We start from the raw sequence: 22,910 nt of genomic DNA, 5'->3' as shown, positions 1-22,910 counted from the left end.
TCTCCCCTCACTTAATTATACTATATAGCAATATTGCTTATATATTTTTAGATGTTTTTTTATATAAAACTTTATTTTTAACCAAAAACACCTATATTACAATTGTAATATAGGTGTTTTTATTTATTCAGCCTCTCTTAGAGATTCTACTATGTTATTTTTATTTACATACTTTATAGCAAATTTAGGTATTGTACAAGATATTAATAATAATATAGATGAACATATCATTATAGGTATCATTGTAAATTTATAGCTAAAGCAGTCCATAACGCCTGCTGTTAAATCAACTAGTTTATAAGTTATTGGAATTCCTATTATTAAAACCATAAATATGGTTGCTAATGCATAGAATATACCTTCTAGTACAACCATATTTTTAAGTTGTTTTTCAGTCATTCCAACACTCCTTAACATTGCTATTTCTTTTTGTCTTGATATTATATTTGATATTATTACATTTACAAAATTTAATATTCCTATTACCCCTACTATAAAACTAAGTCCATATCCTATCATTTTATATGTATTGACCATATCATTAAATTCATTTTCATAAGTTAACTTCATTCTATAATCTAATGTAGGATTTGTTTTGATTTTATTATTTAAAAAAGCTTTAACATCATTTACATGATTTTTATCAACATTAAACATTGCAGTCATCACTGATTCATCTTTACTAATATTTTTAAATTCATCAACTGGCAAGTATCCATTAATTTCAATAGTAAAAGCATATCCTTTATATAAATATAGAGGTAAATTTTTCACTATTGCCATAACCTCATATTCTTTACTTTTTCCATTTTCAAAAGGAATGATAATCTTTTCTCCAGCATCTATCCAATTTCCAATTTCACAGTCATCATGTAAAATAATATAATTTCCACTTTTAAATTTTTCTATATCTATTTTTCCTTTAGTTATAAACCTTTCTAATAAAGAACATATCCCTTCATCTATTCCATAACATCCAGTGAAACTTTTTTTCTCAGTTAAAGCTATATCAATATATTTTTTATTATCACCCTTCAAAGATCTTTTTTTTATTTCAAGGTTTTTTTTCATTTTATCAGTTAATGGAGCTTCCACACTTTTATAGTATATTTTATCAACCTCATCAACACCTTTTAAACCTTCAATTTCTTTGCAAGTATCTTCATTTAAAACTTTTGAATAATCTTGTAAACCATAGTTCCATCTATAAAAACTTGTATCTCCAACTGTAAAATCGGTTCCTATAAGACCACTTAAATACTTGTCCATATCAAACCCTGACACTACTGTATATGCAGTATTTAAAAGTATTATACTTAAAGATAGAGAAGATATAACTACAAAAGCTTTTTTCTTATTTCTAAATACATTTGATAGTGCCATATTTTTAATTTTAGCACCTTTTGAACTTTTCTTTATTTTTTTTATAGTATTTTGACTTACTCCACTATATCTTACAGATTCTATTGGAGAAACCTTAGAAGCTATTTTAGATGGTTTATATATACTTATTAATACTGTTATTAATGAAAATACGATTGCTCCTATAAATATAATTGGGCTAGTTGAAGTTTTAGTATATTCCATAGTTGTTTGGCCTACTACAAATGGAGTTAAAACTACACCTATAAAATAACCTGTAGCTAATCCTAAAGGTATCCCTATTATTGATAGTTTTATTGCTTGTTTTTTAATAATTTTATTTATTTGTTTTTTAGTTGTTCCGATAGTTTTTAAAAGCCCATAAAATTTTATATCCTTTACTATAGATATGTAAAAAATATTATATATCATTAAGTACCCAGATATCATGATAATACCTAAGAATCCTACAATTCCATATAATGATTGAGGTTCATCTTCTATATTAGTACTAGAATATGCCCAATTTACTCCTGTTCTTATCTCATCTAATTTGAACCCACTTTGAGTTATAACTTTATCTAATTTTTTTTGTATAAATAAAGAATTTGAAAAATTAACTTGTAAAGATATAAGACCTATACCACTATCAGTTTTTTTAGATTTTTCTTGATCAACCCCTTTAAGTTCTGAATCTACAAATTCTTTAGATAGATATAATAAACTTGATCTTGATACTTTATCTCCTTTATATATACCACTTATTTTAAATTCCGTATTATATTCTTTATCATCTATAAAATATTGTAAAGTTATTTTTTGATTTACCTTTTTAGGTATTTGCAACGTATCTAGAGTTATATCGTCTACTAATATTTCATCTTTATCTTTTGGTATAGTTCCCTTATAAGGTTTATAGAAACCATTTTCTATAAAGTTTTTATCTGCATAGTTAATTTCAGTTTGTCTTTTTACTAATTCTTTATTTTCAGCTAGTCCTATATGTATTAATATAGCTTTTTCTTTAATTAATTTATTATCCTTAATTTTTTCATACTCTTTTGTAGTTAAATCTTCAAATCCTCCATGATATGTAGTACCAACCATTCTCATAGTATTGTATTCTGTTGTTTTTACCATACTCATTTGTATAGTAAAAAATGCTGTAAAAAGTAATGTTGTGAGTATTATAGATACTATTGCAAACTTATTTCTTCCTTTATTGTATTTAAAGCTATTTTTTGATAGCCTATTAATAACTTCCTTGTTATTAGTTCGAATCATTATTCACTCACCACCTTAGATAAAATCTTCCCGTCTTCTATCCTTATAACTCTATCTGCCATTTGTGAAATTTCTTGATTGTGAGTTATCATTATAATAGTTTGATTAAATTTTTGACTCATAGTTTTTAACAGACCCATAACGTCTTGGCTAGTCTTGCTATCTAAGTTACCAGTAGGTTCATCTGCAAGTATTATTGATGGCTTAGTAGCTAAAGCTCTTGCTATTGCTACTCTTTGTTGTTGTCCACCTGATAAGTTGTTAGTTAAATTGTTAACCTTACTTTCCAACCCTAGTGATGTTATAACAGTATTTACATACTCTTCATCTATTTTGTTACCATCAAGTTCTATTGGTAATACTATATTTTCATAAACATTTAAAATAGGAATTAAATTAAACTGTTGAAACACAAATCCTATTTCTCTTCTTCTAAATATTGTAAGCTCCTCATCATTTAATTTAAATATATCATTATTATTTATAGCTACATTTCCTTTTGTTGGTCTATCAAGACCACCGATCATATGAAGTAGCGTACTTTTTCCACTACCTGATGTTCCTACAATACAAACAAATTCTCCTTTATTTATTTCAAATGTTACTCCATCTAAAGCCTTAACTAAACTTTCATCTTTCCCATAGTATTTTTTTAAATCATTAACTTTTACTATACTCATATTTTCCTCCTAAAAATTATCTTTTGTCTATGCTATAAATATATCAACTAAATATAACAAACTAGTGTCTCAAATATAACACTTTTGACATATTTAAATAATTTTTATGAGGGTAAGTATATCGACATAGTCGTTCCTTTATCTATTTGTGATGATACTTTTATATAACCACCTTGCATAGATATTATTTCTCTTGATAAATAAAGTCCTATTCCTACTCCGTCATAAGTTTTTGCATTTTTACACCTATAAAATCTTTTAAATATATTATTTATTTCATTTTCATCAATTCCGATTCCATTATCTTTTATATCAATTCTTTTAAACATCTCATAAGAGATTATGTCTATACTTATACTCCCTCCTCTATTGGTGTATTTTATTGAATTTTCTATTATATTTACTAATGCTTCTGTAGTCCATTTTATATCAAAGCAAGCAATTAATTCTTTATTACAATTGTATATTATTGATATTTCTTTATCTTCAGCGTTTTTGTACACTTTTTGTACTGATTTTAATATTAATTCTTGTATACTATTATTTTTAATAGCTGTTTGTATTATATTACTTTCTAATCTAGACATCTTTATAAGTGCTTGAATTAAAAAATTAAGTCTTTCTGCTTGTCCATTTATATCTTCTAATATTTCTTTACTATAATTATCTAATTTATTGTTTTCAAGTATTAGCTGGCTATATAATAATATATTAGAAATTGGTGTTTTAGTTTGATGAGATATATCTGATACAAGAGATTTTACCTTATTTCTTTCTTCTTCAATAGTTTCTTTGTTGGATTTTGTTATACTTACATACTTAAACATCTTGTTTTCTAGTGATGATAATTTATCTTCTTTATATCCTGTAACAAAATTTTGATTGTTTATAGCATTATCTGCTATATAGTCTAAATCTCTTATTATTTTATTTATTTTACTCCTAATAAAATAAATAAAAGTCACTCCTATAAATATTATTGTTATTATAAAGATTACACTTACCTTTGTTACTAAATTTATTTCATAGTTTTCTATGATAAAAACTGAACTCAAAAAAATGCCACTTATAAGCACAAGTAAAAAAATATGTAATATGTAGATAGGTTTAAATGAATAATTATTGTATTTGTTCATTTTTATCCTACTAAAAAAGTATATCCTATGCCATATACGGTTTTTATATACTTTTTGTCATCATTTTTATTTTCTATTTTTTGCCTTAATCTTTTAATAGTAACAGTTAAAGCATTTTCATCTACATATTCACCTTCATCGCTCCATACATTATCTATTAATTGTTCTCTCGTTAAAACTTGACCTGGATTTGTTACTAATATTTTTAGTAGTTTTTGTTCTGTTTTACTTAAATTTATAAGCATGTCTTTTTTATAAAAGTTCATTTTTTCAAAATCTAACTCTAATTCTCCAAAATTAAAAACGTTATTTCCATTATTAAAAACCTGCCTTCTTAGTGCTGCCATCACTCTAGCTCTTAAAATCATTAAACTAAAAGGCTTTGTTATGTAATCATCTGCCCCTAATTCTAATCCTGTTACTATATCCACTTCCATATCACATGCAGTTAAAAAAATTATAGGTACTTGTGATGTTTCTCTAGTTTTTTTACAAAACTCAAATCCATTGCCATCTGGAAGATTTACATCTAGTATTATTAAATCTATGCTTTCATTTTTTAGTATATACGCACCTTCTTCTAAATCAAATGCTTGCTTTATATTTATATCTTCTTGACGAAGAGTAAGCATTATTCCTTTATTTAGTGTTATATCATCTTCTACTATTAATATTGTTTTATTTCTTTTCATTTCGTCCCCTTTCATTTGTAAAAATATGGATATTTTACGTTAATAGAATATCACATGTAATTATAGTTTACAAACATATTGAGTTAATTGCTTATACTTAAAAAGCTATCTCATTAAATGAGATAGCTTCTATATTATGATACTTGATTATTTAGTTTTACAGAAGTTTCTATAATTCTTTCTTCTTTTGGTAGTATTATATTTAAAATTACTGCTATAAGAGCTACTAATACTAGACCTGAATCTCCAAATATTAATTGTATTGATTCTGGCATATTAGCAAGTACTCCTGGTACTAATGATAACCCTACTCCTACACCTAACGAAAGTGCTACTATTGTACTATTTCTATTAGTAAGTTCTTCACTTGTTATAAGTTTTATACCACTTACAGCTATCATAGCAAACATCATTACACTAGCTCCACCTAGTACACTTGCTGGCATTAATGATATAAGAGCCCCAAACTTAGGGAATATTCCTGCTATTATTAAAAATACAGCTCCAGTTGCTACTACATGTCTATTTACAACCTTTGTCATTGCTACTATTCCTACATTTTGACCAAACGATGTATTTGGTAAAACTCCAAATATTGAACCTATCATACTTCCTAATCCATCGGCCATTATACCTCCAGTTATTTCTTTATCTGTAGCTTCACGACCAATTCCACAATTTGTTATTGCAGTTATATCTCCTACTGTCTCTATTGCTGAAACCATATATATACACATAAATGCGAATATTGCATCTATATGAAATTCAAATCCAAATTTAAAAGGTGTTGGAAAAGTTAAAGTTGACATTTGAGATATTTGTGAAAAATCAACTTTTCCCATAGGAATAGCAACTATATATCCAACTACTAATCCTATAAGTATTGATGCTATACTCGTTATTCCCTTTGTATATTGATTACAAAATAGTACTGTTAATAATACAATTGTACCTAATATTAAATTTGAAGGTGATGCAAAGTCCGCTGATCCTACCCCGCCTGCAAAATAATTTATTCCTGTTGGTAAAAGTGATATTCCCATTGCTAGCACAACAGTTCCTGTAACTACCGGTGGGAAGAATTTTCTTAATTTTTTCATAGTGTTTCCAAATAAAATTTCCACTATAGCTCCTATTAAGCAAGCCCCTAGTATTCCTTCATACCCATATTTAAGACCAACCGCTGTAGCAACTGGAACAAATCCAAAACTAGTTCCCATTACTATAGGAAGTTTAGCACCAAATGGCCCTATTTTATAGCATTGTATTAAAGTTATAAGTCCCGAAACAAACATCGCACATTGAACTAGCATAGTTTTATCGCTAAGTGGTAAATTTAATGTATTTGATATTATTATTAAAGGTGTTACATTACCTACAAACATAGCTAATATATGCTGCAATCCCAGTGGTACTGCCTCTTTCAATCTTGGTTTACCATCTAATTGATAAATAACCGAACTTTGATCTATCATATTTTTTCATCCCCCATATTTTCGCTTATTTTTTATGTATTTTAATATATTTTTCAATTTTATAGTTCGTGTTTATGTTTTTATTATAGCATATCGATTTTTTTTGTCTATATTTTTTATGAACATTTTTATTTTTTTATTTTTTTTCATACGTATTATTTCATACTATATATATAATTTTTTTTTTATAGTTATATTATATATAAAAAAACTCGTGTTTTTATACACGAGTTTTTATTTTCTATATATGAAATTTTATCTATTTTCCATATTCCATTTTCATCTTTTACAATGCTTATGTTTCTTTCTCCACCTTTAGCTTCATATATAAAATTTGTTGTTTCTTTTGTTTGTGAAAATTCACCTTGTTGAATACCAAACCACACTTCTTTTGCTATTTGTTGTGACTGAGATTCAGTTTTATTTTCTACAAAGCTATCACTATTATCTAAAAATAATACTTTTTCTATATCATATCTATTATCAAATTGTGTTTGAATATATATTCTTACAATACTTAAAGCATCCAAGTTCTGTAAACAATCATCACTTAAATCCTCTTTTAAAAGATCATATACCCTTTTTTCTTCATAATTCAAACAAAATTTAGTTTGTATCTGTTTAACTGTATCAGATCTATTTGAATAATCTTTAGAACACCCCGTCGTTGTACACATACTACATATAAGTAGCAAACATATAAACCCTCTTAACATCTCCAACCACCTTACATTTATTTCTTTAGGTAAAATATATCATCTACTATTTTTAATTTCAATATCTATGCCCTAAGTGGTTGTTTTTTAGACCTCAATAGCAAAATTACCTTAACGGTATATAAATATGTACAGTAAAATTATTCTCTAATGTATCAATTACTAAATTTCCATTGTATTTTTGAACTGAATTTTTTATACTTTCAACTCCGATGCCATGTAAAAATTTATCCTTTTTCTCCGATATTAACTTATTCTTTTTCTTAATTATTTTATTTAACTTATAATTTTCACATTTTATAACAAAAAATGAATTTACTATATTACCTATTATTCTTATATTTCTCTTTTCTATAGCTTCGACTTTCTTTGATGCCTCTATAGCATTATCCAATAAATTAGAAAATATACTACAAACATCAATCATTTCTATAAAGCTGCATTTTGAAAAGTTTATATCATAAACAAAATTAATATTATTTTTATTACAAATATTGATCTTTTCTTTTATTATTATATCTAGTATCATATTTCCACTATTTTTTATACAACAACTATCTTTTAATTCAGCTTTTAAATTTTCAATATATTTTTTTGAATCACCACTGTTATCTTTCATATTCTCTATACATAATAAATGGTTATTTAAATCATGATATAATTTTCTAACCTTCATTTGAGATTTTTGAATATGTAAATAATGTCTATATTGTGATTCTATTTTTTCTTTCATTATCTCATTTTCTAGTTTAAGTGAATTGCTTTTTATTATTTTGCCAACAATTATTATTAAAGTTATACTCGATATTAAAAGCAAAATAGATACTAAAAGCATTATTAAATTTTGTATTGAGCTATCATTTATTAAGCTCATTTTAAACGATAGAATCAATACTATACTGATAATATTGGTTACTATAGGTATCATTATATATATAAATTCTTTAGATTTTATCTCAAGATGAAGCCTGTACCCTTTAATCGTAGGAATTACACATATAAGCAATACTTTAGATAGTATGGTTACCTCCAGTTTAAAAATATTATTTCCTAATACATCAACTGTTGTATTCAAGGAATTAAAAAATACTACAATACTAATGCTAAGAGCTTCTAATCCTACCATAGTCATCCAAAACATAAAGCATATTAATGAAATTTTAATTACATTATCGTCATAACTATAATTATATAAAATAAGACCTAGAAACATTCCTATAAGTAACTTTTCTATAGGTTTCATATTTAAATATATAAAAATGATAGTGATTAGTACCATAATTAATGTTCCTATATTAATAAATAAATTACTTTTCCTTTTTTCTAATATTTCATCTAAAATTATTTTTAATACAAACCAATCAATGATTGTTGTTACAATTAAAAATATAATCCAAAAAATTTTACTCTCTAACATAGAATTTCTCCTAAAGATTTTGCTAGCCTACATTTAAATTCATTTAACCTATATCTGCTAACGGGTATTTCTAGATTTTTTATAATTATTATATTTCCCTTTAAAGAATCTACTTTTTTTAAATTAACTAGATAACTTCTATGACATCTAAAAAAATTATACTGTATCAACTCTTTTTCGATATTAGTAATACTCATTTTAACTTGATATTCACTATTTTTTGTGTGTATAGTTATATCTTTCTTATAAACTTCAATATAAAGTATTTCATCTATAGGTATTTTATAAATATTATTTTTTTCTTGTACAACTATATTTTTTGATTTTTTGATTTTTATGTCATTTATACACGCTAATACGTGTTGCTTTAATTCATCAACACTAAATGGCTTTATTAAATACCTGTATGCACGAACTTCATATCCTTCTTGTAGGTAAGATGGATTTCCAGTTGTAAATATAATTTGTGTATTGTTGTCCCTTTTTCTTATTTCTCTAGCTACATCCATACCTGATAGCTTACCCATTTCTATATCCAGCATAAATATATCTATGTTTTCTGGATAGTTATTAACTAGTTCTTCCCCATTTTCAAACTCTATAGTTTTAATTGTATATTTATTATTATTTTGAATTTCTTTTAAAGTTTCCTTTATTAACTCCCTCGAATTTTCGCAGTCCTCACAAATAACTACTTTAAACACATATACTCCTCCTTGATGATTTAAATGTATGTTAGCTTATATAATTATAATATACACTCTTTTCTCACTATTGTAAAATTTTTACATTATTATATAATTTAATGATTAGAATATTATTTAAACAATAAAAAAAGCTATAAAAATCATTAAATTTTTAAATAGCTTTTTTATTTCATTATTTTCGTTCAAATGCACTACAACTATTATATCTAAGCTCCTTTAAACTCATCTTTTTTAATAATAATATACCTATTGAACCTATAAATGCTACACACGTAACTATTATCCATGCTATAAATATTCCATTTAAATCTATAATTTTCCCCATTATCATAGGTCCTAAAGCATATCCTGCTCCAGAAATCATAGGAATAAATGAGCTAATTCTTCCCCTATGTGAAGCTGGTGTATTGTTAGCTATAAAAGCTGAACTATTTATAGCTATTAAAACTTCACCTATAGTTAACAATATTACTGCTATAAAAAATAAAATCATTTTATCTGCAAATGCTATAACTAAAAAACATAGTCCATATAAAGTTCCACCTATACTTATTACATTTAAAGAGTTAAATTTTTTAGTTAAATTAGTTAAAATAGGAGTTAATGCAATTACAGTTATTCCATTGGCTGTTCCTAGTAATCCATATAATCTAGCTCCATCCGCTCCAAATAACTCTCCCATTTGTAAAGGTAGAGAAAATCCCCATTGTGAATATGAAAATTGATATAAAAGCATCATTACTGGAAATAGAATTAAGATAGGAAGTTTATACAATATTTTTAATGTAGATACTTTAGAAAATTCATCATGTTCTTTATCTTCTAAACTTTTTATTTCTTCAACTTTATGTTTAGGCTCTTTCACATATAAAATAAATAGTCCTAATGCTATGACAGTTGTTATTGCATCTCCTATAAAGATTATATTCAAATAGTCCTTATATAAAAGTCCACCTAATATTGGTCCTATAGAAAATCCTATATTTACTCCCATATATAATAGAGAATAAGCTTCTTTCCTATTTTCTTCATTAGTTAAATCTGCATTTAAAGCATCATATGCTGGAGTTGAAAAAGCATAAAAACAAGATGATAATATCATAATTTGTGCGGTTAATATACTAGTTGGCATTATTCCACATACTATAAGCATACTAGCACCTAATAGTTGAAATACTATAATTACCTTTCTTCGTCCAAAACTATCACTTAATTTTCCTCCTATTATCATACATGGAACTTGGCATATAGCTAGAATTGTTACAAATTGGCCAGCCTCAAAAGCCGACATCCCGATCCTTTGAGTTAGTATTAATGACATAAGAGGGTGTACAAAAGATCCTATACAGTTTACAATTTTTCCTATAAATAGAATATAAATTTCTCTAGGTAGTCCTTTATACGAACTAAAAAAATTCTTCATCTATTTCACCCCTTTTGATGAAAATTTAAGCTTAGTTTAATTATATCACTGTTAAATTTATTTTTTACCAAATTTTCTAAATTTTTTAATTTTTATATAATAAAAAAGTAGCTTAACTATATTTGTACTGAGACCCAAAAGTTGGACTTTATGCAATTTTAGATTCATATTTAATTCTATAGTCAACCCGACTACGCCACTTTGATTTTTCTTTAATTCTTTTATTATTATAGTAATAAATGTATTCTTCTATAGCTAACTTTAGTTCTTCGAAACGCCTATGTATCTTACCATAATACATTTCTTGTTTCATTATTCAAAAAAAATTTTCCATAGGTGAATTATCAAGGCATGTACCCTTTCGAGACATACTTTGAAATATTTTATTACTTTTAAGTATCTTACTATATTTATTCATTTGATATGCCCAACCTTGATCTGAGTGAAAAGTTCTCCTAAAGTTGCAATCATTTGTAATACTTATAGCTTTATTTAAAGCCTCACTTATAGACTTGAAATTAGGTTTTTCTGATATACTATATGACAAAATTTCTCCATTAAAAATATCTAAAAATGGATCAAGATATGCTGTCTTTATAGATATTCTTCCATTATCATCTGTTTTAAACTCAGTTGTATCAGTTGTTATCTTCTGATGTTGTACTGATGTTGTAAATCTTCTATTAATTTTATTATTAGCTATCTTTCCAAGTGTACCTTTATATGAATTATACTTACGTGATTTATGAGAAAATGCTGTACATTTAAGTTCTAGTTTTTTTATAATACGTCTCACTTTCTTTTGGTTAATAAATATATCCTCATCTCTTAATGTAGCTGTAATTCGGCGATAGCCATATCTTCCGATATGTATTTCAAAGATTGATTTAATTTTTTCTTCAATATCCTTATCTGGATTTTCACTATCAAATCTTTTTTGCCAGTACATATATGTTGATTTAGGGAACTTAGTAGCTTCAAGGAGAATAGATAGCTTAAAATTCTTACGAAGATTATAAATTACTTTTGCTTCGCATTGGCTTTTAGCCTTTCTGGAACATTCATCCCTGAAACACGCAGCTTTTTTAAAAAAGCGAACTCCGCTCTTAAAAGTTCATTTTCACGCTCTAACTCTTCTTCTCTTGTTAATTTTTTCTTGTTTAATATTTTTATTCATGATTGGTATCCCTTTCTTTTTTAACAAGGCATCGACACCATCATTTAAAAATTTTTGTTTCCAAGTTACTATAAGTGAGATATTGTTCATACCAAAATGGTTAGCGACTTCTTGCACACTAGATTTAGTTATTAACATATAGTTTATAACATCTAGCTTGAACTGTATAGTATAACAAGTTCTTTGTTTTTTTCTTTTTAATTCCTCTTCTCCTAATGTATTGTATACATTAACCCATGTTTTAACTTGAGTTTCACTACCAAGGCCATATTGCTTTGCTATTGAACCAAGCCCTCCTTCTCCATCTAAGTATGATTTAACAACTTTCATTTTAAAGTTAAAATCATGTTTAGCCATAAAAAACACCTCAATCGTTAGATTTTGGTCTAACAATTGGGGTGCAGTACAATTTTAAGCTACTTTTTTATTTTCTATTTTTTTAATCTTTCTTTTACTTCATCTTCACTCTCTTCAACAATATTTGCATTAAAAATTATTTCTTCAATAGAGGAACTATTCGAAAGTACGTCTTTCGTAAACTGTAGGGCGTCATCGTAATGTCCATTTGAAAATCTGCTATCGCTCATTTAATCACTCCTCTAACACATTTTTAACATGGTGGGAAACGTTTCTTGCTAGCTAATCTTTCTCCTACTATTTCTGATATCTTCTTATTCGATTGTATTTCTTTAGCTATCTCCATTCTAGTGGAATTTTCTTTTAATAGCTTTTTCATTTCTTTATTATTATCAAATTCTTCTCTTTTATTTTTCATATTTTTTTCCTTTCTTTTTATTTATCTTTACTTTTAAATTGTCCAGTTCTTTAAGTTTTACTACTATAATTTTTTTTATTTTTTTGATATTTTTAACTTTAGTTCTATTATTTATTATTAATTATTTGTATATTTTTAATCATTGTATAAATAAAAAGGATTATTTTAAATATAATCTTAAGTCACTTTTACTAATCCTATATAGCAAATTTTCATTATAAACTTAATAACATATTTGTGTATATTTTAATTTTTTAACTTTTAAATTTTTAATTTATATTTTTATAGTCTTTTAAACTATATATAATTCTTTATATATAAAAAAGCTATTAAAAAATATATGTTAATACATTTTTTAATAGCTTTTTATGTTATGCTAATTCTTTACTTTGTAAAATTTCTTCTTGTATAGTTTTTGTCACTCCACATTCTTCATTTGTATATTTAGTTTCGAAATTTGCAACCTCTTTTACGTCTTCATGCCCATTTTTCATTGCATAGCTGTAATAAGCACTTTTCATCATCTCTATATCATTTAAATGATCTCCAAAAACCATGGTTTCTTTATAATCTATATCAAACATATTTTGTACTTTTTTTATCGCTATTCCCTTATTTGTCCCCAAACTAGACATATCTAACCAATATCTACCTGATGGAGTTAATGTTACACCTTCTATTTTTTCATTTTTAAATATAGGATAACTATTAGTTTCAGCGTCTATTAAGTCAAACATATTAACTTTAAATATTCCATCTTCTACATTTAATAATGAATCTACTTTTGTAATTGGTAAATTCATAGGAAAAAGCACGTTTAACTGCTCAAGAATTGTTTCATCTTCTAAATACAGTCCTCTTGTTCCGCATAGCATAGGATATGCATTATCTACTTTACGCCCCAGTTCTACTAGCTTCTTTATAGTATCCTTTTCCAAAAACTTTGAGTATATGCATTTATCTTTATAATATATTCCTGTTCCATTTTCACAAATAAATAATAATTCATCTTTGTAATCATCAAATTTATAAGATATATCTAAATAATTCCTTCCTGTAGATATAGCAAACATTATATCATTTTCTTTCAAAGCACTTATAGTTTCCTTAAAGTCATTTGGAATTTTATGATTACTATTTAGTAATGTCCCATCCATATCCGTTGCTATTAATTTAACCACCTAATCCCCTCCTATTGTATAATACATTTTTAGAAAAATTGCTGTTCGCAATTCTAGATCTACATACTACATATTATACATAAAATCGTAAAAAACTAAAAGTTATGTATATATTTATACAACTATTGATAGTAAAAACATTTCATTTTTTTATAATGATACATTTTATGGATAAAAATTATCTGAAATTTATTCGGCTAGTTTTAACTGTTTTTATTTGATTAGTTCCCAAGTTTCATCGCTTCCTGAAACTGTATTTGTACACCATTTAGATGTACATACAATAAAAAACAAGATAATCTATGTTTAATACAAAAATTATCTTGTTTAATAAAAAATACACTTAAAATATATATTATTTTTATTTTGCTTTAACTAACTTTAATTTTTTTCTATTTTTATATTTCCCCATATGATAATGAGTATTTACGGTAAATATGCCACAAATTATTACTACAAAGTAGTAAATAAATGCACCATACAAAAATACTGCAAATCCAGAAAGTTCTTTTGGAAATACATTAGCAAATATAGTTAAAAATGCAATTTCATTTGCACCTACATTCCCTGGTGTTGGAACTGGCGAAACAGCCATATATAAAAACACTTGTAAAGTTAAAATCTCAATATAATTTTGACTATTTAAATTAAATGCTTTATAAATACAGTATGTTATACTAAAAAATACTGTCAATTGTATTATCGTTAACAATATGCTTGTTATAAGAGCTTTTTTATTCTTTATAAATATTTTTATTGAATAACTATATTCGTCTATATATAAATTTACCGTAGATTTTTTACATTTTAAATTTTTAAATATTTTTAATTTTGACAACATATCGATAATAATGTTTACTAAAAATTTAATTTTTTTAGGACTACATACAATTAGCATTCCTGTAATAAGCATAATTACATTCATAATCATCCCGATTGTCATCATTAGCATAACTGATGGCATTTCGCTTTTTAAAATACTCATATTTCCGATTATAAAAACGCCACAATATATGGTTACTATAGTTTGAAATAATACTGTCTTATTAGTAATTATAGCTATTGACTTACTAAGACTTACATTATACTGAGTTAGACTATATACTTGTATCGGTTGGCTTCCTGAAGCAAATGGTGTTACTAGATTATAGTATAATCCCATTGTACCAATTTTAAATCCTATGAGCTTTATTTTAGTCTTTTGTATGGCATTTATTATTATTTCAAGTATTAAAGATTCAAATAGTATATATCCTATCATTAAAAGAATTCCAAGTGCCAGAAATTTTTTATTAACAATTTCTATAATATGAGGAATTAACTTTATGTCTAATGTTGTTGATACTACATAAGTTGTAAGGCATATTAGAAACAATAAAAAACCATATTGAATTAAAGCTTTTTTCTTTTTAGTTAATTTTGTCATATTTTTTCTCCTAATATTTATTAACCATTATTACATCATATACTATTATACAACTTATATGCAATACTTTTGTACTATTTGTAATTATATGTAATTCTATTTTTAAATTTATTTATGTTTACTATATTTAAATTAAAGAATCTCATATAATATATTTACTATATATTTTAAAATAAATTTATCTATTTACTTTCTTATTTTATAAACTTTCTTTAATTTTCTAATTGTAAAAATTCATACTAAATTTCTGAAAATAAATTTATTTTACATATTTTTAACGTATATGTAGTTATCTTAAATAAGAAAAAGAGCTATTAATTATATTTATATAGCTCTTTTTCTGTTTATTTCATTTCTTCATCATAATAATTTAATGCCCCCGTTGGACATTTAATCAAACATTTTGGATTCTTGCATTTATCTATGCAGACTGACTCATCTACTATAGCTAAATTATTCTCTATTTTTATAGCATTATGCTCACAATTTTTAGCACATATACCACAACCCAAACAAGATACACTACAAGCTTTTTTGGCTATAGATCCTTTGTCTAAACTATTGCAACTAACTACAACTATAGTGTCTTGTGCAACCATTTTTATAACATGTTTTGGACATATACTTTCACATTTTCCACATCCAGTGCATAAATCCTTATTTATAATTGGTAAATTATTTTCACCCATTTCTATAGCATCAAATGGACAATTTTTTACACATGTACCTAACCCTAAACATCCAAATGAGCATTCTTTAGCTCCTCCTAGCAAACTATTTGCACAAATACAATCTTGTATCCCTTCATAATTATACTTTACAGTAGTATTCCCCCTACATCCATTACATTTTAAACAAGCATATCTAGGTTCAATTTCTTCTGCTTTTTTGCCTGTTAACTCTGCTACCATATTTGCAACCAACTCTTTTCCTGGTATGCATAGATTAGGAGGTACATCTTCATCTAATACTACAGCTTCTGCATATGCCAAGCATCCAGCATATCCACAAGCCCCACACTGTCCTTTAGGAAGGACATCTTCTACTATGTGTATTAAAGGATTGGTTTCTACTTCAAATTTTTTATTTGCTATAGCTAGTATAAGTCCAAAGAATATACCCACCGATGTTAATAATACTACTATTAATATAGCAGTCTCCATATATTTCACTCCTTTTTAAAACATCTTTATATCATTCCTGAAAATCCTAAAAAAGATAATGCTAACATTCCTGCTAATATAAAAGCAATTCCCATCCCCTGTAATGGTTTAGGTACATTAGCATATACTAATTTTTCTCTTAAACTAGCCATCAATGTTATAGCTAATGCAAAACCAATTCCAGAACCTAACGCTTCAACTACACTCATCATAAATGGATAATTATTATCTGCATTTATTAAAGGAACACCTAATACAACACAGTTAGTTGCTATTAATAGTAAATATATCCCCCACATACCATATAATGTAGGAGCAAACTTTTTAATTGTTAACTCTAATAATTGAACAAAACTTGCAATTAAAAGTACAAAAACTACTGTTTTTAAAAATACTAAATTTAGAGGAATCAATACAAAATGAAGAACTACCCATGCAAGTATTGAGCTCAGTGTCATTACTGAAGTGACGGCCATTCCCATTCCAACAGATGCACTTAAATTTTTTGATACTCCAAAGAATATACACAATCCTAAGAATCTAGTTAATACAAAGTTATTAACTAATACTGTTGATATAAACAGTATCAAGTATTCTTTCATACATTACACCTCCATCTATTTATGATTAACTTATGAAGATATTACTTTATTTTCTTTACTTTTCTTTTTTACTTTTTTAGAGTCATGTAAATTCATTGCTCCAATAATATATCCTATCAGTATGAATGCTCCTGGTGGCAATATCATTATTAGCGCTGGATTATACCATGATCCTAGCATAGTAACCCCAAATATAGTTCCATTCCCTAATAATTCTCTTATTATCCCTATAAATACCATTGCTACAGTAAATCCACACCCCATACCTAATCCATCCAAAAATGATAGTAAAACTTTGTTTTTAGATGCAAAAACTTCTGCTCTAGCAAGTATTATTGCAAACACAACTATTAATGATAGATATATCCCTAAGTCCTTATATAAAAGAGGAAAATACGCTTGAAGTACTAATTGAACTACTGTAACTATTGTAGCTATTGATGTTATATAAACAGGTACACGTACCTTTGGATTTACTACTTTCCTTGTTATAGAAACCACTGTATTATTAGCTGTTATTACAAACATTACACAAAGCCCCATTGTTAGCGCATTTATAGCACTTGATGTTACTGCTAATGCAGGACACAAACTAAGAGCTAATCTAAATACAGGATTTTCGTCATATATACCTTTTGAAAAAACCTTCCACAATTCCTTTCCTGTCATATTACTTACCTCCTATATATTGCTTAACTTCTTGTACAGCTTCCTTTACTCCATTAGTCACAGCTCTTGATGAAATTGTTGCCCCTGTAATAGCTTGAATATCATCTTTATCTGAGATGTCTTTTACCACCACCAAATGATTAATCGTTTTCCCATTAAATTGATTTTTAAACTTTGATTCTAATGTTTTGCTTCCTAATCCAGGAGTCTCATTGTTAGATAATACAGTATAGTCTATTACTTTGCAGTTTTCATCAACTGCAACTAACATTTTTATAGGTCCCCCATAACCATTACTCTCAGTTTGAACTATATACCCTATTGCTTTATTATTTTTTTCAGCTTCATACCATTCTGTTTTATTTTTAATTGTCTTAAAATTACTAGCTTCTTTTACTAGTTCCTTCATTGATTGTTCTTTAACAATTTCATTATTTTTTTGCGCTACTGGATTTGTAATAAAATAGACTATTGCAATTATAACTCCTGATATAAAACATGCCAGTGTTAAATTAAGGGCTATTGCAAATACACTATATGATTTTTCATGTTTATCAGACATTTACACAGCCTCCTTTGATCCAAATTTTGTAGGCTTTGTAAATCTATCTATTAGAGGTGTCAGAGCATTCATTAATAATATGGAATAACATACGCCCTCTGGATATCCACCCTGAAGCCTTATAATCGTAGTAATTACACCTGCTCCAAAAGCAAATACTAATTGTCCTTTTTTGGTTATTGGTATTGTTACCATATCAGTCGCCATAAAAAATGCACCTATTACTAGTCCTCCAGCCATCATATGAAATAAAGGGTCTCCTGTAAAAAGTCCTTTAGGCCCAAATGTCCAAGTTAATATTCCTACTGTTCCTATCATAACTACAGGAATTTGCCAGTTGATGTATCTTTTATAAATTAAGTATGCTCCTCCTAATAATATAAGAATTGTTGAAGTTTCACCAATGCATCCATTTCTAGTTCCTAAAAATAATGATTGATATAAGTTTATTTGACTCCCAAAAGTCTGGATTAAATTATCATATCCTTGCATTTTTAAAATATTAAGAGGTGTTGCTGTTGTAACTACATCTACTTTTGTTGTTAAAGATGTCCATGTAGTCATAGCTACTGGCCAAGAAACCATTATAGCTGCCCTTCCTATATGAGCAGGATTAAATATATTTTGACCAAGTCCTCCCATAGAATGTTTCGCTATTATAATTGCTATTGCAGATCCTATGCCTATCATGTATGCAGGTATATTAGGCGGCATACATAGAGCTAATAATAATCCAGTCAAAAATGCACTTCCGTCATAAATTGTTATTGGTTGTTTTCTGATTTTTTGTACTAAATATTCAGATAAAACTGCACAAATGATACTTACTAAAATTACTATAAATGCAGATGTTTTGAAATAAACAACACCAAATATAGTTGCTGGCGCTAATGCTAAATTTACATTCCACATTATTTTAGGGACACTTTCATTACTGCTTATATGTGGAGATGATGAGACAGTATTCATAAACTTTCCCCCTTACTTTTTATTAGATGATTGTGAACATTGAAGCTTGTTATATCTTATAGATTGGACTATCTTTCTTTTAGACGGACATACATACGCACAGCTGCCACACTCAACACAGTCTAAAAGATTATAATCTTGTTTTGCCTCTAAATAAGCATTTTTTTCTGCTAATGTTGCAAATGTACTTGGAATAAGTCCCATAGGGCAAGCCTGAACACACTTACCACATCTTATACAAGGAAATTCTATTCCTTGATTTACCTCTTTATCTATTAGTGCTAATATTCCAGATGTGCCTTTTACTACAGGAATATCTAAAGTATATTGAGCAAATCCCATCATAGGCCCACCCATAATTATTTTTTTAGCTTCAGATTTTAGCCCTCCGCAATAACTTATTGCATCTTCAAATGTTGTTCCTATTCTAAGTAGCATATTTTTAGGATTATTTATAGCTTTCCCACTAATAGTTGTTACTCTTTCTATTAAAGGTATTCCATTTACAAGAGCCTCATAAATTGCAACTACGGTTCCTACATTTTGAACAACAACTTTTACATCCGTTGGAAGCCCTCCTGATGGTACTTCTCTTTCTGTTAAAACTTTTATTAACATTTTTTCTGCACCTTGAGGATATTTAGTTGGTAATGCAACTACTTCTATATCTAAATTTTCATATATACTAATATTTTTTATAGCTTCTTTCATTTTTTCAATTGCCAATGGCTTATTATTCTCTATTCCTACATATCCCTTATTTACTTTTAACATTTTCATAGTAACTTTTATACCTTGAGCTACTTTATCTGCCCACTCAACCATCATTCTATAATCTGCTGTTAAATAAGGCTCACATTCTGCTCCATTTAATATAAATGTATCTACTGCTTTAAATTCATCTAGCGATAATTTTACATGTGTTGGAAATGTAGCTCCTCCCATACCTACTACACCTAGAGATTGTAATATTTGAGCCATTTCTTTGTGAGTCAATTCATCTACATTTCTATTAAGAGGTATTCCTTCAACCCAATCATCTTCATTATTACTTTCTATTATTATTGATAAACATTTTCCAAAAGTACCATGGTTATACTCACATATATCAACAACAGTTCCGCAAATAGATGCATGTATATTACTGGATATGTAGCCTTCATTTGCTGCTATTAATTGCCCTTTTTTTACTATATCTCCTATATGAACTACCGGACTTGCCATTGAGCCTATATGCTGTCTTAAAGGAATAACAACTTTATTAGGAATTGGAGCTCTTTCAATAATACATCCTTCAGACATAGCTTTGTTATCTTTAGGATGAACTCCCCCTATAAATGATTTAAACATTTTAACACCTCTTTTTATTTGATTTTGTTCTTTTTTTACTTAATGTATGCTTAAAATTGAATAATTGAAATGACTTATTAAGAAAGTATTTTAGTTATTGTAGGAATGTTATCTTTATCTTTCTTTGCTTTTAACTCTATAAATCTTATATATATTAGGGAAAGTATAAAAAATATGCTTCCTAAAATAATCTCATATGTTTGTATTGATTTGTGTATATAAGTAGCTATAAAATATCCTAATATAATACCTATAAAAGTTAATACTATTGGTTGTATATAAACAACATATACTGAGCTTAACATTTTATTTTTTTTAGACTCAAAAATCACCTTTTGCCCTACTTTTGCACCTAGAGGATTTTGGACATTTAAAATTAAAGAATTATTTCCTGGGCACCCTCCACAATTTTTACAATCGCTATGTCTACCTACTTTAACTTTAGCTGTATTATTTTCTATTTCAATAACATAGCCGATTTCTTGATTTTTCATAAAAATCTCCTCTTCAACAACTGTAATTTTATTAATGCTTTTTTAAATTTCTCTTTACTTTACTAAATGATATGACTTCTAAGCTTAATTTTGGTTATATTAAAGTTAATTTTTTGTAAAATTCTTCTAACAAAACTTCTTTTTATTTTATAGACTTTACATTTTTCGTTAATTTTGAAACAATATTATTTATCATTTTTTGTTGTTATTTTGTATTTTTAGTTGAGTATTTATAATGACTTTTTATATATAAATTATGAAAAACAAAAAACTTTACTATTTATAATCAGTAGCAAAGCTTTTTACTTCTATATCTAAATTTTTAATACATGATTTATTTATCCTTAAATTAACTATGTATTTAATTTTATATTTGCACTCTAGATAATTATCATTTTAACAAAATTTGTCTTTTTATTCATAGTTAATATATATAATTAAGTTAAAATTTCTTATAATTTTTAATTAATTAATAAAAATAATTAAGCGTAAAATTTTTTTGATATTATAATATTTCATATTATATTTTTAAAATTTCAACTTATAATCATTAGCATAAAAAAATAATCCTACTTATGTAGGATTATTTTATATTTCAAGTTTACTTATATTTTCTTTCATTATTTCTATAGAATTATCTAATTTTTCTTTTTCTGTATTCTCAAGAGCTAAATGTATAACCTCTCTAACACCATCTTTATTAACTATGCTCGGTACCGCTATATAAACATCATCTTGATTGTATTCACCATTTAAATATGAAGATACGGTTAATACACTATTCTCATTGTCAAGAATTGCTTTTGTAATTCTTGTTAATGCCATTCCTATACCATAATAAGTTGATTTTTTACATTCAATTATTTTGTATGCTATATTTCTAACTTCATCTTCAATTTCTTCTAAATCACTGAAATTTATTTTACTATCTTTTCTAGATGCTATTTGGTATATAGGTTGTACTCCAGAAAATGCATAACTCCATGCTACAAATTGAGAATCACCATGTTCCCCCATTACATAAGCGTTTATATCTTTGGGGTTTACATCTAACCTCTCACTTAATGCATATCTAAGTCTAGCAGAGTCTAAAGTGGTTCCTGATCCAATTACTTTTGATTTATCATATCCTGATAGCTTCCAAGCCACATAAGTCATTATATCAACAGGATTAGTTGCTATTAATAATATTCCATTAAATCCAGATTTTTTTATTTCATTTATTATGGACCTCATTATTTTAGTATTCTTATGTAATAAATCTAATCTGGTTTCACCTTCATTTTGAATTGCTCCGGCTGTTATACATATAAGATATGCATCCTTACAATCACTATAATCCCCTGCGTATATTTTCATCTTTCTAGGTGCAAAACTTAATCCATGATTTAAGTCTATAGCTTCACCCTCTGCTCTTTTTTTATCTAAATCTATTAAGACTAATTCCTCACAAGTACCTTGGTTTAGCATTGAGTATGCATAACTCATTCCCACCATACCAGTTCCTACGATTACTACTTTATTTTTTTTCATTAACTTCCCTCCTAATTTCACATTTCCCTATTATATAATAATTTCCCCAAATTTGAAATCTATAAACTAAAATAAAAAGAAAATTTTTCCCTTTATTTTTATTTTTACATTATATAT

At 26.7% G+C, this 22,910-nt stretch carries 23 protein-coding genes and 1 pseudogene; all 24 read right to left on the bottom strand.

Annotation, left to right across the window (positions count from 1 at the left end):
- Positions 1 to 123 precede the first annotated feature (123 nt).
- On the bottom strand, positions 124 to 2,646 hold the full coding sequence (locus tag NWE74_RS01880) for an ABC transporter permease (protein ID WP_258241544.1): 2,523 nt from the start codon (positions 2,644 to 2,646) through the stop codon (positions 124 to 126).
- Positions 2,646 to 3,326: an ABC transporter ATP-binding protein gene (locus NWE74_RS01875; RefSeq protein WP_258241543.1), complete on the bottom strand. Its 681-nt coding sequence runs from the start codon at positions 3,324 to 3,326 to the stop codon at positions 2,646 to 2,648. Before NWE74_RS01875 ends, NWE74_RS01880 begins: the two co-directional genes overlap by 1 nt.
- A gap of 104 nt (positions 3,327 to 3,430) precedes the next feature.
- Complete coding sequence (locus NWE74_RS01870) at positions 3,431 to 4,381, bottom strand: sensor histidine kinase (RefSeq protein WP_258241542.1); 951 nt, start codon at positions 4,379 to 4,381, stop codon at positions 3,431 to 3,433.
- Positions 4,382 to 4,464: 83 nt separating this feature from the next.
- A complete protein-coding gene (locus tag NWE74_RS01865; RefSeq protein WP_258241541.1) occupies positions 4,465 to 5,154 on the bottom strand; it encodes a response regulator transcription factor in 690 nt (229 codons plus the stop codon).
- 134 nt (positions 5,155 to 5,288) lie between these two features.
- Positions 5,289 to 6,629 (bottom strand): uracil-xanthine permease family protein, encoded by a 1,341-nt coding sequence (locus NWE74_RS01860; RefSeq protein WP_258241540.1) that lies wholly within the window; start codon positions 6,627 to 6,629, stop codon positions 5,289 to 5,291.
- 191 nt (positions 6,630 to 6,820) lie between these two features.
- Positions 6,821 to 7,345 carry a hypothetical protein gene (locus tag NWE74_RS01855; protein ID WP_258241539.1) on the bottom strand — a complete coding sequence of 175 codons (525 nt, stop codon included), beginning with the start codon at positions 7,343 to 7,345 and terminating at the stop codon, positions 6,821 to 6,823.
- 106 nt (positions 7,346 to 7,451) lie between these two features.
- A complete protein-coding gene (locus NWE74_RS01850) occupies positions 7,452 to 8,762 on the bottom strand; it encodes a GHKL domain-containing protein (protein ID WP_258241538.1) in 1,311 nt (436 codons plus the stop codon).
- Positions 8,756 to 9,466, bottom strand: coding sequence for a LytR/AlgR family response regulator transcription factor (locus NWE74_RS01845; protein WP_258241537.1), 711 nt, complete (start codon positions 9,464 to 9,466; stop codon positions 8,756 to 8,758). Before NWE74_RS01845 ends, NWE74_RS01850 begins: the two co-directional genes overlap by 7 nt.
- Before the next feature lie 175 nt (positions 9,467 to 9,641).
- A complete protein-coding gene (locus NWE74_RS01840) occupies positions 9,642 to 10,892 on the bottom strand; it encodes an MDR family MFS transporter (protein WP_258241536.1) in 1,251 nt (416 codons plus the stop codon).
- A gap of 148 nt (positions 10,893 to 11,040) precedes the next feature.
- Complete coding sequence (locus tag NWE74_RS01835; protein WP_309137267.1) at positions 11,041 to 11,205, bottom strand: IS3 family transposase; 165 nt, start codon at positions 11,203 to 11,205, stop codon at positions 11,041 to 11,043.
- Positions 11,206 to 11,208: 3 nt separating this feature from the next.
- Positions 11,209 to 11,973 (bottom strand): annotated as a pseudogene (locus NWE74_RS01830) (IS3 family transposase); the annotation flags it as partial.
- 39 nt (positions 11,974 to 12,012) lie between these two features.
- On the bottom strand, positions 12,013 to 12,426 hold the full coding sequence (locus tag NWE74_RS01825) for a transposase (protein ID WP_258241535.1): 414 nt from the start codon (positions 12,424 to 12,426) through the stop codon (positions 12,013 to 12,015).
- A 74-nt stretch (positions 12,427 to 12,500) separates the two neighbouring features.
- Complete coding sequence (locus tag NWE74_RS01820) at positions 12,501 to 12,656, bottom strand: hypothetical protein (RefSeq protein ID WP_258241534.1); 156 nt, start codon at positions 12,654 to 12,656, stop codon at positions 12,501 to 12,503.
- A 23-nt stretch (positions 12,657 to 12,679) separates the two neighbouring features.
- On the bottom strand, positions 12,680 to 12,844 hold the full coding sequence (locus tag NWE74_RS01815) for a hypothetical protein (RefSeq protein WP_258241533.1): 165 nt from the start codon (positions 12,842 to 12,844) through the stop codon (positions 12,680 to 12,682).
- Positions 12,845 to 13,215: 371 nt separating this feature from the next.
- The gene (locus tag NWE74_RS01810; RefSeq protein WP_258241532.1) at positions 13,216 to 14,025 is read right to left on the bottom strand and encodes an HAD family hydrolase; all 810 of its coding nucleotides are present in this window, start codon (positions 14,023 to 14,025) and stop codon (positions 13,216 to 13,218) included.
- A gap of 361 nt (positions 14,026 to 14,386) precedes the next feature.
- Positions 14,387 to 15,451 carry a lysylphosphatidylglycerol synthase transmembrane domain-containing protein gene (locus NWE74_RS01805; protein ID WP_258241531.1) on the bottom strand — a complete coding sequence of 355 codons (1,065 nt, stop codon included), beginning with the start codon at positions 15,449 to 15,451 and terminating at the stop codon, positions 14,387 to 14,389.
- A gap of 344 nt (positions 15,452 to 15,795) precedes the next feature.
- Entirely contained in the window at positions 15,796 to 16,614 is an 819-nt protein-coding gene (gene rnfB / locus NWE74_RS01800; protein ID WP_258241530.1) for an RnfABCDGE type electron transport complex subunit B, read from the bottom strand.
- Between the two features lie 26 nt (positions 16,615 to 16,640).
- Complete coding sequence (locus tag NWE74_RS01795; RefSeq protein ID WP_258241529.1) at positions 16,641 to 17,216, bottom strand: electron transport complex protein RnfA; 576 nt, start codon at positions 17,214 to 17,216, stop codon at positions 16,641 to 16,643.
- A 30-nt stretch (positions 17,217 to 17,246) separates the two neighbouring features.
- On the bottom strand, positions 17,247 to 17,885 hold the full coding sequence (locus NWE74_RS01790; RefSeq protein WP_258241528.1) for an electron transport complex subunit E: 639 nt from the start codon (positions 17,883 to 17,885) through the stop codon (positions 17,247 to 17,249).
- Between the two features lies 1 nt (position 17,886).
- Positions 17,887 to 18,447, bottom strand: coding sequence for an RnfABCDGE type electron transport complex subunit G (locus tag NWE74_RS01785; protein ID WP_258241527.1), 561 nt, complete (start codon positions 18,445 to 18,447; stop codon positions 17,887 to 17,889).
- The gene (locus tag NWE74_RS01780; RefSeq protein ID WP_258241526.1) at positions 18,448 to 19,416 is read right to left on the bottom strand and encodes an RnfABCDGE type electron transport complex subunit D; all 969 of its coding nucleotides are present in this window, start codon (positions 19,414 to 19,416) and stop codon (positions 18,448 to 18,450) included.
- 12 nt (positions 19,417 to 19,428) lie between these two features.
- Entirely contained in the window at positions 19,429 to 20,766 is a 1,338-nt protein-coding gene (gene rsxC, locus NWE74_RS01775; protein ID WP_258241525.1) for an electron transport complex subunit RsxC, read from the bottom strand.
- 77 nt (positions 20,767 to 20,843) lie between these two features.
- Entirely contained in the window at positions 20,844 to 21,260 is a 417-nt protein-coding gene (locus NWE74_RS01770) for a SoxR reducing system RseC family protein (RefSeq protein ID WP_258241524.1), read from the bottom strand.
- Positions 21,261 to 21,848: 588 nt separating this feature from the next.
- Complete coding sequence (locus tag NWE74_RS01765; RefSeq protein WP_258241523.1) at positions 21,849 to 22,793, bottom strand: L-lactate dehydrogenase; 945 nt, start codon at positions 22,791 to 22,793, stop codon at positions 21,849 to 21,851.
- Between the last annotated feature and the right edge of the window lie 117 nt (positions 22,794 to 22,910).

Origin of the sequence: Romboutsia lituseburensis (assembly GCF_024723825.1) — a bacterium.
GTDB classification, from domain to species: domain Bacteria; phylum Bacillota; class Clostridia; order Peptostreptococcales; family Peptostreptococcaceae; genus Romboutsia_F; species Romboutsia_F lituseburensis_A.
This window is presented reverse-complemented; position numbering and strand designations above follow the sequence as displayed.